The sequence below is a fragment of the Ensifer sp. Root142 genome, assembly GCF_001426785.1.
Lineage (GTDB): Bacteria > Pseudomonadota > Alphaproteobacteria > Rhizobiales > Rhizobiaceae > Ensifer > Ensifer canadensis.
Window position 1 is genome coordinate 132,705 of the sequence record NZ_LMFK01000046.1, and the last position, 13,329, is coordinate 146,033.

The window sequence follows — 13,329 nt, forward strand, 5'->3', positions numbered from 1 at the left end:
CTCGGATCAGACCCGACGCTCGACCAGCATCTTCTTGATCTCGCCGATCGCCTTGGCCGGGTTGAGACCCTTCGGACAGGCCTGCGCGCAGTTCATGATCGTGTGGCAGCGATAGAGGCGGAACGGATCCTCGAGATTGTCGAGGCGCTCGCCGGTCGCTTCATCGCGGCTGTCGATCAGCCAGCGATAGGCCTGCAGCAGAACAGCCGGACCGAGGTAACGGTCGCCGTTCCACCAATAGCTCGGACAGGAGGTCGAGCAGCAGGCGCACAGGATACATTCGTAGAGGCCGTCGAGCTTCAGACGGTCCTCATGGCTCTGCTTCCATTCCTTGGCCGGCGTCGGCGTGACCGTCTTCAGCCAGGGCTCGATCGAGCGGTGCTGGGCATAGAAGTGGGTGAGATCCGGCACCAGGTCCTTGACCACGGGCATATGCGGCAGCGGATAGACCTTCACCGTGCCGTTGACCTCATCCATGCCCTTGGTGCAGGCAAGCGTGTTGGTGCCGTCGATGTTCATCGCGCAGGAGCCGCAGATGCCTTCGCGGCAGGAGCGGCGCAGCGTCAGTGTCGGATCGATCTTGTTCTTGATGTAGAGCAGACCGTCGAGCACCATCGGGCCGCAATCGTCGATATCGATATAGAAGGTATCGATGCGCGGATTGGCGCCGTCATCCGGGTTCCAGCGGTAGATGCGGTATTCGCGAACATTGGTCGCGCCTTCCGGCTTCGGCCAGACCTTGCCTTCGGTCATCTGCGAGTTCTTGGGGAGAGCGAGTTCAACCATGTGCCTAATTCCTCAAGATCAGTAGACGCGAGCCTTGGGCTCGATCTTTTTCGGATCGATGCCTTCGGCGATCAGGTCGGTATGAACAGGGCGATAGTCGAGCTTGACGTCGCCGGCCTCGTTGACCCAAGCGAGCGTGTGCTTGCGCCAGTTGACGTCGTCACGGCCGCCAAGCGCCCCGCCGGTATAGTCTTCGCGGGCGTGCGAGCCACGGCTCTCCTTGCGCGCTTCGGCGCCGTAGATCGTGGCGATGGCGTTGGCCATCAGGTTCTGCAGTTCCAGCGTCTCGACGAGATCGGAGTTCCAGATCATCGACCGGTCCGTGACCTTGACGTCGGGCAGTTCCTTCCAGATCGCCGAGATGCGCTTGCAGCCCGATTCCAGCGATTCCTGCGTGCGGAACACGGCCGCATCTTCCTGCATGGCGCGCTGCATCTTTTCGCGCAGCACCGCCGTCGGCGTCGAGCCGTTGGCGAAACGCTGGGCGTCGAAGCGGGCCATGATCTTGTCGCAGGCGGCAACGTTGATCGCCGGGATCGCTTCGTTGCGGTCGATGACCTGGCCGGCGCGGATGGCGGCGGCGCGGCCGAAGACCACCAGGTCGATCAGCGAGTTGGAGCCGAGACGGTTGGCACCGTGCACCGAGGCGCAGCCGGCCTCGCCCACGGCCATCAGGCCGGGCGCGATGCGCTCCGGGTTCTGGCTGTCGGCGTTCAAGACTTCGCCCCAGTAGTTGGTCGGCACGCCGCCCATGTTGTAATGCACGGTCGGCAGGACCGGGATCGGCTCGCGGGTCACATCGACGCCGGCGAAGATCTTTGCCGATTCCGAGATGCCCGGAAGGCGTTCGTGCAGCACGGCCGGATCGAGATGGTCGAGATGCAGGAAGATGTGATCCTTGTTCTTGCCGACGCCGCGGCCTTCACGGATTTCCATCGTCATGCAGCGCGAAACGACGTCGCGCGAAGCAAGGTCCTTGGCCGACGGCGCATAGCGCTCCATGAAGCGCTCGCCTTCGGAGTTGACGAGATAGCCGCCTTCGCCGCGCGCACCCTCGGTGATCAGGCAGCCTGCGCCGTAGATGCCGGTCGGGTGGAACTGGACGAATTCCATGTCCTGCAGCGGCAGGCCGGCGCGTGCGATCATGCCGCCGCCGTCACCGGTGCAGGTATGAGCGGAGGTTGCCGAGAAGTAGGCGCGGCCGTAACCACCGGTCGCAAGCACCACCATCTTGGCGGAGAAGCGGTGGATGGTGCCGTCGTCGAGGTTCCAGGCGACGACGCCGGTGCAGCGGCCGTCGTCCGACATGATCAGGTCGAGCGCAAAATACTCGATGAAGAACTCGGCGTTGTTGCGCAGCGCCTGGCCATAGAGCGTGTGCAGGATGGCGTGACCGGTGCGGTCGGCGGCAGCGCAGGTGCGCTGCACCGGCGGGCCTTCGCCATAGTTCTGCATGTGGCCGCCGAACGGCCGCTGGTAGATCTTGCCTTCCTCGTTGCGCGAGAAGGGCACACCGTAGTGCTCGAGCTCATAGACCGCCTTCGGCGCTTCCATGGCGAGATACTGCATGGCGTCGACGTCGCCGAGCCAGTCGGAGCCCTTGACGGTGTCGTAGAGGTGCCACTGCCAGCTGTCCGGCGTCATGTTCTGCAGCGAGGCGGCGATGCCGCCCTGGGCGGCAACCGTGTGCGAGCGTGTCGGGAAGACCTTGGTGATGCAGGCCGTCTTCAGGCCCTGCTCCGCCATGCCCAGCGTGGCGCGCAGGCCGGCGCCGCCGGCGCCAACGACGACGACGTCGAAGGCGTGGTCGACATACTGGTAGGCCTTGCCGTTTGCAGCGGGTGAACTGTTCGATGCCATGACGAAATTACCCTGCAAAAGCGATCTTCAGGATGGCGAAAAGACAGAGCCCGCCAACCACGATCGCGAAAAATGTGTTGAGCATGAGAAGGGCGATCTTCGCGCCTTCACCGTGCACGTAATCCTCGATGATCACCTGCATGCCGAGCTTCATGTGGATCAGTCCCGAAAGCAGGACCAGGCCCATGACCACGGCGACGAAGGGGTTCGAAAGGGCCGAAACGACCTCCGCATGGGGAGCGCCGGCATAACGAACGAGGAAGATGACGAAGAAGATCAAGAGCGGAACGTTGGCGACTGCCGTGACGCGCTGGCGCCAGAAGTGGTCAGTGCCTTCCTTGGCGGAGCCGTAGCCGCGGACCTTGCTGAGAGGTGTGCGCATGTTCATGGTCCTGTCCCCTCAGTACCGCACGAGATAGCCGACCACCCAGATCAGCACGGTAAGCGCTACCGACCCGACGATCGTTGCCTTGGCCAGCTTGGTGGCGAAGTGCTTCTCGTAGCCGTAGCCGAGGTCCCACATGAAGTGGCGCAGGCCGCCGAGCATATGGTGCACCAGCGCCCAAGTGTAGCCGAAGAGCACCAGCTTGCCGAGAAGCGTGCCGAACAGCCAGCTGACCCAGTCGTAGTACGCTTCGCCGGACGCGGCGGCGATCAGCCACCAGGCAACGAGGATGGTGCCGAAGTAGAGCGCGCCGCCGGTAATGCGGTGCACAATGGACATCACCATTGTCGGGATAGGCTTATAGATTTGAAGATGCGGCGACAGCGGCCGGCTTCTTGTGACATCCGTCATCGGAACCTCACGGAAATGCCCGGATTCACGCCCAAAAAGTGGACGATTTTAGTCCGGTATCGCACCTGATTGTGCGCAATTCAGTCCTTCGGACCTTTAATCACCATATTGCTTAACGACAAGTGTGTTTGCAGTGCAAAATCAATTTAATCGATTAGACGAAAAGCGGCATTTTCAGGTCCGACCGAGACGTGGCGCCCAGTTAACGATACGGGCGAAAACCATAACCAAATCCGTGACTTTCCAGCGGAATTGCCCCAGAGTGCGGTTAACGATTTGTTAAGCGTTTTGCGGAGGACGGACAGAATGACTCTGTTGCGGGCATTCCATGCGACCAAAGTTCTAGCACTTGCGGGCCTGCTTGTCGCGACTGCCTGCCTGCCGGTGCGGGCGGGAGACTGGGGCGGGCCACGGGAAGTGCAGACGCGCACCCGACACATCAGGCTGTATTCGCATCGTTCCTTCAGTCGCCACGAGTTCGACCGCATGGGCTACGGCACAACGTACAGCCGCAATCGCCTGCCACGCAACCAGTGGGCCGCCGAGAACGGACCGCCAGAAGTCGAGACCCGGACCCGGCATATCCGCTTTCCCCGGTATCGTCCTTACGACAGGCAATATAGCGAACGCCTGCGCTATCGCGACGGCTGGGGGCGGGACCAGGCAGTGCGTAACATCTGGACATCAGGCGACCGCTATGATCATCGCCCGGATAGCTACGGCGGTGAACGGCTTGATATCTACGGCGGCGATGGCTTCCCGGACACGATCGGTAGCATCGGCACCTATGCCGGCGGCATTTCGGCCTATAGGGATCCCGGCAACGGCATCTACTTCAGCCAGGAGGGCAACTACAGCTACTATGACGACGGCCAGTTTACGCCGCCGCCGCAGGTGAAGCGCGCAAAGATCATCGTGATGTCGCCGAAAACGTTCAATCGCGCCTGCGCCTGGGAGCACGGCGTCTGCGTGATCCGGCGATAGCGGTGACGGCTCCCACCGAGGAGCCACCGGGCCTGCGCGCGGTCACACGCCCATGGCGCCGATGATGGCGCCCATCGCCGACAGCACCAGCAGCCAGTGCACGCCGTCGATCAGCGACAGGCTCCAGCCGAATCCCTGGTAGCGGTGATTGACGACCATGCTGGTTGCGACGAAACCGAGCCACAGGAAGAACGCGGAGACAATGCCGTTAAAAGCGGTGACCTGGCCCGGGCCGAGATGGCCGACGACACCGGCGACCATCGTCGCCATCACTAGTTCCGAGACAAAGGAAATCGCGAAAAGAACCGGCGACATCTGCGCCGTCGCGGGGTCGATGCGCGCCGCCTTCATCCAGGGTTTGCCGAGAACGCCGTAATAGCCGGCGCCAATGACGAAGGCCGCAATGGCGGCAATCAGCACCGCCAGATAGTTCATGCCCGCAAAAGCCATCTTCGTTCCCCTCATCCCCTTATCGTTTTTAGGAAGTTGGAAGCGAATGCGTTGCCGCTGTCAATCGGGCACGGAAGGAGCCGTTGATGCGCCGAACTGCCAGACCGTCGTGCGCTTGACCTCGCTGTCTTCAAGCGCCCTTGTGACCGGCACTTCGTAGGTCGCCAGCGCCGTCATCCTGTCGCGCGGACAATAGGAGCGGCCGGGATCGCCGACGATGACGGTCGCGCCGCCGGAGCTGAGCGCCGTAAACCAGGGCAGCAGGCGCTCGGCAAAGGACTTGTCGTAGAAGACGTCGCCGGCAAGGCAGAGGTCGGCGGCCAGATCGCGGCCGGTAATTTCCTCTGCGGTGTAGGCAATATCGACGCCGTTCAGTTCGGCATTGAGCCGCACCGCCGTCTCGGCCCAGGGATCGATATCGGCCGCAAGAACAGAAGCCGCCCCCGCCTTCATCGCGGCGATGGCGACCAGCCCGGAGCCCGAGGCAAAGTCGACGACGCGTCGGCCGCGAACGACCTCCGGATGATCGATGATATAACGCGCGAGCCCCTGCCCGCCGGCCCAGGCAAAGGCCCAGAACGGCGGCGGCAGACCGATTTCCTCCAGCTCCTCCTCGGTTTTCAGCCAGAGCTCATGCGCTTCCGTCGCCAGATGCAGCCGGATTTCCGGCACATGCGGCGGCGACAGAACGTCGGTGTTGGCGCGGATGAAGCTTTCGGGATCGGTCTTCAAGAAACACTCCGAGCGTGATCCGAAATGCGGGAGCCGGTTTTCGGATAAATCACGCGGAAAAACAAAGCTACCGTGGCGGACTGTCGAACCCGGCCATGCGGCAGACCTCGATCCATTCGTCCTCGGTGACCGGCTGGACTGAAAGGCGCATGCTGGTGACCAGCGCCATGTTGGCGAGCTTGGGGTTATCCTTGATCTCCTTCAGCGTCACCGGGCGCGGCACGTCGCGAACAGCGCGAATGTCGACGCAGTCCCAGCGGGCATCGCCCTCGGCGGTCGAATCCGGATGCGAAAGCGCGCAGACCTCGGTGATGCCGACGATTTCAAGCCCTTCGTTCGAGTGGTAGAAGAAGCCCTTGTCGCCGATCTGCATCGCCCGCATGTTGTTGCGTGCGAGGTAGTTGCGCACGCCGGTCCATTCGGTGCCCTTCGCGCCGGCATCCTTCTGCATCTGCCAGGACCACTTGAAGGGCTCGGATTTGTAAAGCCAGAATGCCATCGCGCCTCAAGCCTCCGGGTTGTTGAAGACCCAGTTGAAGGCCTTGATTTCGACGTTGGAGAACAGGCCGGCCTTGGCGTAGGGATCGGCTTCGGCGATGGCGCGCGCATCGTCGATCGTCTCGGTCTTGACGATCACCAGGCTTCCGGTCGGCTTGCCGTCGTCGCCGAGGAAGGGGCCGGCCATCTTCAGAATGCCCTTGGCATTGAGGTCGTTGAGATAGGCGACGTGATCCGGACGCGTGTCCAGCCGAAGCTGCAGCGCGCCTGATTTGTCGGTGCATTGAAGTGCGAAGAGCATGCTTCCTCCTGAGTTTTCGTTTGGCGCGGGATGCGGGCGGAAAACCGCTTAGCACTTTTCCTCATCCCGACGACCAGTTCATTCCTGGGTGATCGGACGGGACATCAATTGTTCAAGGGCGGTGCGCACATCGAGCTTGCCGTCGATGATGGCGGCGACCGCCTCGGTAATCGGCATCTCGACGCCAAGATCGCGGGCGACGCGGGCGGCGACCGAGGCTGCAAAGGCCCCCTCGACGAGTTCGCCCTGGCGTCCGCTACCGCGGCCATCCTTGCCGCGCGCAATACCGAAGCGCAGGTTGCGCGACTGGTGGCTGGTTGCCGTCAGCACGAGATCGCCGAGCCCCGAGAGGCCGCGAACGGTATCGGCATCCCCGCCTTCGGCGACGACGAAGCGGGACATCTCCGCAAGGCCGCGGGATATCAGTGCCGCCCGGGCGCTATCGCCCAAACCTGCGCCTTCGACGATGCCGCAGGCGATGGCAAGCACGTTCTTCAGCGCGCCGCCAAGCTGCACGCCGATGCGGTCTTCTGAAGGGTAGAGACGGAAGGTCGGGCCTGACAGAGCCTCCGCAAGTAGCGTCGCCGTGTCGTTGTCGGCGGCAGCGACCACCATCGCCGTCGGCAGCCCCTTGGCAATGTCAGCTGCAAAGCCGGGGCCGGAGAGCACGCCGATGCCGTGGCCCGGCAATTCTTCCGCCAGCACATCGGTCAAAAGACGCCCCGTTGCCTGCTCCATGCCCTTGGCGCAGGTGACGATCGTCGCCGCGGCATTGATCGACGGACCGTATTGCCGCGCCGCTTCGCGGTGTGCCTGCGATGGCATGACGAACAGCACGATCTCAGCGTCGCCAAGCACCGCAGCATCGGCGCTGTGCTTGAGCCCTGCCGGCAGGTCGATGCCCGGAAGGGCCCGTTCGTTACGGCCGGTCCGCCGGCATTCATCCGCGGTTTCCTCGCGCCGGGCGAGAAGGGTCACATCGCTGCCGTTGGCGGATGCGGCGACAGCGGCAAGCGCCGTGCCGAAGGCACCCGCTCCGACCACCACGATCTTCGGGTTGGTGTTCATATCCTGTCCATCATGCCCTGGCTGCTTTCCGTCATGCCTTGGCGCCGCGCTTGCCCGAACCAAGCAAGGTCTGCGCCTGTTGGTCGAGCGGCCAGCGCGAGCGCGGCGCGACATCGAGACCATCCGCCGGCAAACCGGCGGCAAACCGTTCGGCCCCCGCCCAGGCGATCATTGCGGCATTGTCGGTGCAAAGCTCAAGCGGCGGCGCGATGAAATCGAAGCCGTTCTTGTCGCAGAGCTCCTGGAGCGTTGCCCTGAGCACCTGGTTGGCGGCAACCCCGCCGGCAACGACCAGCGCCGGCTTTTCGACGGACGCGTGATCCGTCTTGAACCGCTTCAACCCGCGCCCGATCCGATCCTTGAGCGTGCGCGAGATCGCGCGCTGGAAGGAGGCGCAGATGTCGGCAATATCCTGGTCCGTCACCGGCTCCAGCGATTGCGCCGCCTGGCGCACCGCCGTCTTCAGCCCCGAAAACGAGAAATCGAGCCTGGCATCGCCGACCAGCGGGCGGGGAAACTCGAAGCGCTCGGCATTGCCGCTCCGCGCGGCGCGCTCGACGGCCGGGCCGCCGGGATAGGGAAGACCGAGCAGCTTGGCCGTCTTGTCGAAGGCCTCGCCGAGCGCATCGTCGATCGTCGTGCCCCAGCGCGCGTAGTCGCCGACACCCTTGACCAGGATCAGTTGCGTGTGACCGCCCGAGACCAGCAACATCAGATAGGGAAAACTCAGACCATCGGTGAGCCGCGCGGTCAGCGCGTGACCTTCCAGGTGATTGACGGCATAGAGCGGCTTGCCGGTCGCCCGCGCGATCGCCTTGCCCGTCATCAGTCCGACGATGAGGCCGCCAATAAGACCGGGACCACTTGTCGCAGCAATCGCATCGATGTCGTTGAGCGTCACTCCGGCGCGCAGCAGCGCCTCCTCGATCAGGGTGTCGAGCGCTTCGACATGGGCGCGCGCGGCAATCTCCGGAACCACGCCGCCATAGGCGCTATGCTCTTCCAGCTGGCTCAAGACGACGTCGCCGAGGATGCTTCCCCTGCCGTTTTCGTCGCGTAGCACGACGGAAGCCGCGGTTTCGTCGCAGCTTGTTTCTATGCCGAGGATGCGCATGGGCGGAGACATCAGGAACTACTCAAAGATTGCGGTCGCACCGAAAGGTGGGTACACGGAACTCCGGTAACAATGGATAGCCTTTGATGCAAACAAAACCTTTCCGGATCGGCACGCGTGGCAGCCCGCTGGCGCTCGCTCAAGCCCATGAAACGCGCGATCGCCTCGCGGCCGTGCATGGTCTGTCGCCGGAAATGTTCGAGGTTGTCATCCTTTCCACCAAGGGCGACCGCATCACCGATCGGTCGCTGGCCGAGATCGGCGGCAAGGGCCTGTTCACCGAGGAAATCGAGCAGCAGCTCCTGTCGGGCGAACTCGATTTCGCCGTGCATTCCTCGAAGGACATGCCGACCAAGCTTCCAGATGGCCTGTTTCTTTCCGCCTTCCTGCCGCGCGAGGACATTCGCGACGCCTTCATCGGCCGCACCGCACCCAGGCTCCTGGAATTGCCCGAAGGCGCGACTGTCGGCTCGTCGTCGCTGCGCCGGCAGGCGCTGATCCGGAGGCTCAGGCCCGACATCAACGTCATCACCTATCGCGGCCAGGTCGAGACGCGGCTGCGCAAGCTCGCCGAAGGCCAGGTCGATGCGACGCTGCTTGCCTATGCCGGCCTGAAGCGGCTCGGCATGGCCGACGTGCCGACAGAACTGCTCGACCCGGAAGAGTTTCCGCCGGCACCGGCGCAGGGCGCGATCTGTATCGAGAGCAGGATCGGCGACAAACGCGTCAACGACCTGCTCGCCGCCATCGACGATAGCAGAACCCATGAGGCGGTCGCCTGCGAACGCGGCTTCCTTGCGACGCTCGACGGCTCCTGTCGAACGCCTATCGCCGGCCTGGCGGTCTCGGATGGCACGCATCTGCGTTTCTCCGGCATGATCCTGACGCCGGATGGCAGCACCCATCACCGCATCACGGTCGAAGGCAAGGCTGCCGATGCCGAAGCCCTCGGGCAAAAGGCCGGCGAAGATATCCGCGCGTTGGCGGGACCGGGCTTCTTCTCGAGCTGGACCTGAGCCATGCGGCTGCTCGTGACCCGGCCGCAGCCCGCCGCCGAGGCTACGGCCCGCCGGTTGGAAGTCATGGGTCATCAGCCGCTGCTGTTGCCGCTGGCGCGGGCGGAACATTTGCCAGAGGCGGCACGGAAAGCACTCGAACTACCACATGCCGCAGTCGCGCTGACCAGTGCCGAAGCCGTACGGGCGTTGGCCGAACTTGGCGCCGATCTGGAGCCCTATAAAGCGGAACCCTGCTTCTGCGTCGGCGAAGCGACGGCCCGGGCGGCGCGCGATCTCGGCTTTACCTCGCTCCACACGGGAGAGGGAACCGGCAGGAGCCTTGCCGAAATGATCGCCGCCACGCTTACTGCATCGCGGGCGCCCCTCCTCTATCTCGCAGGCTCCCCCCGCTCCGACGGACTTGAAGCCACGCTACGGCAGCTTCGCATCGAGCATGTCACGGTCGAATGCTACCGGATGCAGCCGATCGCCCATCCGCCCAACATATTGGCGCGCCTGATATCGGCCGGCCGGCCGGACGCGGTGCTGCTCTATTCCCACGACACCGCGCGACGCTTCGCCGCGCTGCTTGTCGAAGCCGGCCTCAAGACCGCCGCTTTCTCTCCGCGCTATCTCTGCCTCAGCGCCGCCGTTGCCGGAGCGCTGCCGGATGGCGCACCGGTCGAGGTCGCAGCAAGACCCGACGAAGAAAGCCTTTTCAGCCTTCTCTAATGCAATTTCGATCAAAAACGGAACCAAAGGGGCTTTCCCTCACCGGCCAGCCTGACTAGGTTTGTTGCAAGAACCGACAGGCAACAACGGTAAGAGGTCACCATGGTATCGGAAAACCCGCCGCGCCGCTCGAAAGCCGAGAAAGAGCCGCTGACGATCGACCTTGAAGCGGAAAAGACCGTGACGGAAAATGCCGAAACGACGGCAAACCCCGCGGCAACCGCCGATGAACCGACCGAAATCCCCGAAGCCGATGGCGCAGCGGAAGCCCGCGTCGAAGAGGAAATCGAGGAACAGCGCGCCGATGCGGCAGCCGCCGCCTTCAACGAGGAGCCGCCGCATTTAAGCCGTGAGCCTGAAGCAAGCCCCGTGCAAAAACCGCCGTCCAATTCCGGTTCACTGGCAGCCGGGATCCTCGGCGGCCTGGTGACGCTGCTCGGCTTCGGCGTACTGCAATATGCCGGCTATGTGCCGGGGCTCGGCCCCGACCGCGGCACGTCTTCCACAGAGCTGACGCTTTCGAGCGAGATCCAGGCCCTGCGCGATCAGGTGGCCGGCATACAGGCGCCAACCACAACCGTCGACATTGCACCGCTCGAGAACCGCCTCGCCGCATTGGAACAGACGGCAGCACAACCGGGCGCCGGCGGAGTGGCGACCGGCGAGATGACGGCACTCAAGGCCGAAGTGACGAACCTCACCAAGGAGATCGCCGCGCTGAAATCAGGCCTTGCCGAAGCGCAGCAATCGGCAACGACGGCCAGAGCCGAACTGGCAAGCCGCATCGATTCCGCCGAACAGAAACTCAACGAACCCGCCAACGATATCCAGGTTGCCAAGGCCGTCGCCGTCACCGCGCTTAAGACCGCGATCGATCGTGGCGGGCCGTTCCTGGCTGAACTCGATGCGCTTCGCAGCATCGCCCCTGATGAAACGGCCGTCACCGCCCTCGCTCAGGATGCGACGACGGGCGTGGCAACGCGCGCCGACCTTCGCCGGGATTTTGCAACCACATCCAATACCATGCTCGACGCGCTTAATCAGCCGGACCCGAACGAGGGCATCTTCGATCGCCTCGTCTCCAGCGCCATGTCGGGCATTCGCGTGCGTCCCGTCGGCAGCGTCGAAGGCGACACGCCGGAGGCCGTCGTCGCCCGCATCGAGGACAAGCTGAACAACGGCGATCTTAAGGGCGCGGCATTGGAATGGGACGGTCTTCCGGCTGCGGCCAAGACCGCCGGTGAACCGTTCAAGGTCAAGCTTGACCAGCGTCTCCGGGTCGAAGGCATCATCGATGCGGCGGTCGCGGCAACGATGAACAAGTCCACCACCCAGGGCTGAGGAAGACAGACATGATCCGCATTTTGATCTTCATCCTGATCGTTCTGGGTCTCGGCCTCGGCTTCGCGTGGCTCGCGGATCGGCCGGGCGAACTGTCGCTCGTCTGGCAGGGCCAGCTCATCGAAATGAGCCTGATGCGCGCGGCATCGCTGCTGATCTCGCTGGTCGCCGCCGTGCTGATCGCCATCTGGCTGGTGCGCACCATCTGGCTGTCACCACACACCGTCACCCGCTATTTCCGCGCCCGAAAGCGCGACAGGGGCTACCAGGCACTGTCGACTGGCCTGATCGCCGCCGGCGCCGGCGACGCCAACCAGGCGCGCAAGATGACCGCCCGCACCCGCGGCCTGATCAGCGCCGACCAGGAACCGCTGATCCACCTGCTCGAAGCCCAGACGTTTCTGATCGAAGGCAAATACGACGACGCGCGCAAGAAGTTCGAACTGATGGCCGACGATCCGGAAACGCGCGAACTCGGCCTGCGCGGTCTCTATCTCGAAGCCAAGCGCCTCGGCGCACACGAGGCGGCGCGTCAATATGCCGAGCGGGCAGCCGAAAAAGCGCCGCACCTGCCCTGGGCGACACTGGCAACGCTCGACAGCCAGAGCCAGGCCGGACAATGGGATGAGGCACTGCGCTTGCTCGACCAGAGCAGGACAGCCCATGTGCTTGAGCGCAAGGAGGCCGACCGCAAGAAGGCCGTGCTTCTGACCGCCCGCGCCATGACGCGCCTCGACGGCGATGCCAAGGCGGCCCGCGACGACGCGCTTGCCGCGCTCAAGCTCGACGAAAATCTGGTGCCCGCCGCGCAGGTGGCGGCAAAGGCGCTGTTTCGCGAGGACAACCTGCGCAAAGGAGCATCGATCCTCGAAAAGGCCTGGAAACATGAGCCGCATCCCGATGTCGCCCGACTTTACGTGCGGGCACGCGGCGGCGACACGGCGGTCGACCGGCTGAAGCGGGCGAGAAAACTCGAATCGCTGCGCCCGAACAACGCGGTGGCCATGGCAGCCGTCGCCGAGGCAGCACTCGAGGCGCGAGAGCTTCTGCTTGCCCGCACCAAGGCGGAGGCCGCGGCCCGGCTGGAGCCGACCGAAAGCATCTTCCTGCTGCTTGCAGATATCGAGGAGGCCGACACCGGGGACGAGGGCCGCATCCGCCACTGGATGGCCCAGGCCCTGAAGAGCCCGCGCGATCCGGCCTGGACGGCCGACGGCGTCACTTCGCCGACCTGGCTGCCGGTCTCGCCGGTGAGCGGCCGGCTCGACGCCTTCGAATGGAAGGCACCGGCCCTGCAACTGGCCACACAGGTCGAGGATGGCCACCTGAGCGCCGATGAAGCGATCCGCAGCCTGCCTCCTGTCATGGCCGAGCACCATCCCGTAGCCCACGGCACGGCTCCGGCCAAACCGGTCGTCGATACGCCCGTGATCATCGAAGCCGCAGCCGAGACGCCGCGCGAGCGCACGGAGCCGATCAAGGTGGCGGAAGCGAAAAGACCTGCCCCGATCGTCGAGAAGACACGCGAGAAGGACGGCGCCTCCAATGGCGAGCCGGTTGCCGACCCGTTCTTCGGCCGTCCTCCGGATGATCCCGGCGTGCGGGAACCGGCTGTCGGCAAAAAAGTGTCGGAAAAGACCACTTTCCGATTGTTCTGAGTTTTGAGGGG

Annotated in this window: 15 protein-coding genes; 5 read left to right on the top strand and 10 right to left on the bottom strand. The window is 64.1% G+C overall.

Annotated features, from left to right (window positions below; genetic code table 11):
• Window positions 1-6: 6 nt before the first annotated feature.
• From ASD52_RS31065 to sdhC, 4 genes are read right to left on the bottom strand one after another with little or no spacing between them, the layout of a single operon-like run.
• On the bottom strand, window positions 7-786 hold the full coding sequence (locus tag ASD52_RS31065; protein WP_025425089.1) for a succinate dehydrogenase iron-sulfur subunit: 780 nt from the start codon (window positions 784-786) through the stop codon (window positions 7-9).
• 18 nt (window positions 787-804) lie between these two features.
• The gene (sdhA, locus tag ASD52_RS31070; RefSeq protein WP_057226440.1) at window positions 805-2,646 is read right to left on the bottom strand and encodes a succinate dehydrogenase flavoprotein subunit; all 1,842 of its coding nucleotides are present in this window, start codon (window positions 2,644-2,646) and stop codon (window positions 805-807) included.
• A gap of 7 nt (window positions 2,647-2,653) precedes the next feature.
• Entirely contained in the window at window positions 2,654-3,034 is a 381-nt protein-coding gene (sdhD, locus tag ASD52_RS31075) for a succinate dehydrogenase, hydrophobic membrane anchor protein (RefSeq protein WP_025425091.1), read from the bottom strand.
• A 12-nt stretch (window positions 3,035-3,046) separates the two neighbouring features.
• The gene (sdhC, locus tag ASD52_RS31080; protein WP_025425092.1) at window positions 3,047-3,442 is read right to left on the bottom strand and encodes a succinate dehydrogenase, cytochrome b556 subunit; all 396 of its coding nucleotides are present in this window, start codon (window positions 3,440-3,442) and stop codon (window positions 3,047-3,049) included.
• A gap of 306 nt (window positions 3,443-3,748) precedes the next feature.
• Here sdhC and ASD52_RS31085 point away from each other — a divergent pair, with 306 nt between their 5' ends.
• Window positions 3,749-4,426, top strand: a complete 678-nt coding sequence (locus ASD52_RS31085) for a hypothetical protein (RefSeq protein WP_025425093.1) — start codon at window positions 3,749-3,751, stop codon at window positions 4,424-4,426.
• A 42-nt stretch (window positions 4,427-4,468) separates the two neighbouring features.
• Here the strand turns inward: ASD52_RS31085 and ASD52_RS31090 are convergent, their stop codons facing one another.
• The 6 genes from ASD52_RS31090 to tsaD all read right to left on the bottom strand — a co-directional run bounded on the left by ASD52_RS31090 (window position 4,469) and on the right by tsaD (window position 8,601).
• Window positions 4,469-4,876 (bottom strand): DUF1761 domain-containing protein, encoded by a 408-nt coding sequence (locus ASD52_RS31090; protein WP_057221795.1) that lies wholly within the window; start codon window positions 4,874-4,876, stop codon window positions 4,469-4,471.
• A gap of 60 nt (window positions 4,877-4,936) precedes the next feature.
• Window positions 4,937-5,608, bottom strand: coding sequence for a methyltransferase (locus ASD52_RS31095; RefSeq protein WP_057221796.1), 672 nt, complete (start codon window positions 5,606-5,608; stop codon window positions 4,937-4,939).
• Window positions 5,609-5,675: 67 nt separating this feature from the next.
• Window positions 5,676-6,107 (bottom strand): EVE domain-containing protein, encoded by a 432-nt coding sequence (locus ASD52_RS31100; protein ID WP_025425096.1) that lies wholly within the window; start codon window positions 6,105-6,107, stop codon window positions 5,676-5,678.
• Window positions 6,108-6,113: 6 nt separating this feature from the next.
• Complete coding sequence (locus ASD52_RS31105) at window positions 6,114-6,407, bottom strand: YciI-like protein (RefSeq protein ID WP_025425097.1); 294 nt, start codon at window positions 6,405-6,407, stop codon at window positions 6,114-6,116.
• A gap of 78 nt (window positions 6,408-6,485) precedes the next feature.
• The gene (locus tag ASD52_RS31110) at window positions 6,486-7,475 is read right to left on the bottom strand and encodes an NAD(P)H-dependent glycerol-3-phosphate dehydrogenase (RefSeq protein ID WP_057221797.1); all 990 of its coding nucleotides are present in this window, start codon (window positions 7,473-7,475) and stop codon (window positions 6,486-6,488) included.
• Between the two features lie 31 nt (window positions 7,476-7,506).
• On the bottom strand, window positions 7,507-8,601 hold the full coding sequence (gene tsaD, locus ASD52_RS31115) for a tRNA (adenosine(37)-N6)-threonylcarbamoyltransferase complex transferase subunit TsaD (protein ID WP_057221798.1): 1,095 nt from the start codon (window positions 8,599-8,601) through the stop codon (window positions 7,507-7,509).
• 74 nt (window positions 8,602-8,675) lie between these two features.
• Between tsaD and hemC the strand changes: the two genes are divergently transcribed.
• The 4 genes from hemC (at window position 8,676) to ASD52_RS31135 (ending at window position 13,318) form a co-directional block, all read left to right on the top strand.
• Window positions 8,676-9,605: a hydroxymethylbilane synthase gene (hemC, locus tag ASD52_RS31120; RefSeq protein ID WP_057221799.1), complete on the top strand. Its 930-nt coding sequence runs from the start codon at window positions 8,676-8,678 to the stop codon at window positions 9,603-9,605.
• A gap of 3 nt (window positions 9,606-9,608) precedes the next feature.
• The gene (locus ASD52_RS31125; RefSeq protein ID WP_057221800.1) at window positions 9,609-10,319 is read left to right on the top strand and encodes a uroporphyrinogen-III synthase; all 711 of its coding nucleotides are present in this window, start codon (window positions 9,609-9,611) and stop codon (window positions 10,317-10,319) included.
• 102 nt (window positions 10,320-10,421) lie between these two features.
• Window positions 10,422-11,660, top strand: coding sequence for a COG4223 family protein (locus tag ASD52_RS31130; RefSeq protein WP_025425102.1), 1,239 nt, complete (start codon window positions 10,422-10,424; stop codon window positions 11,658-11,660).
• A gap of 11 nt (window positions 11,661-11,671) precedes the next feature.
• Window positions 11,672-13,318 (top strand): heme biosynthesis protein HemY, encoded by a 1,647-nt coding sequence (locus ASD52_RS31135; protein WP_057226442.1) that lies wholly within the window; start codon window positions 11,672-11,674, stop codon window positions 13,316-13,318.
• Window positions 13,319-13,329: the final 11 nt, after the last annotated feature.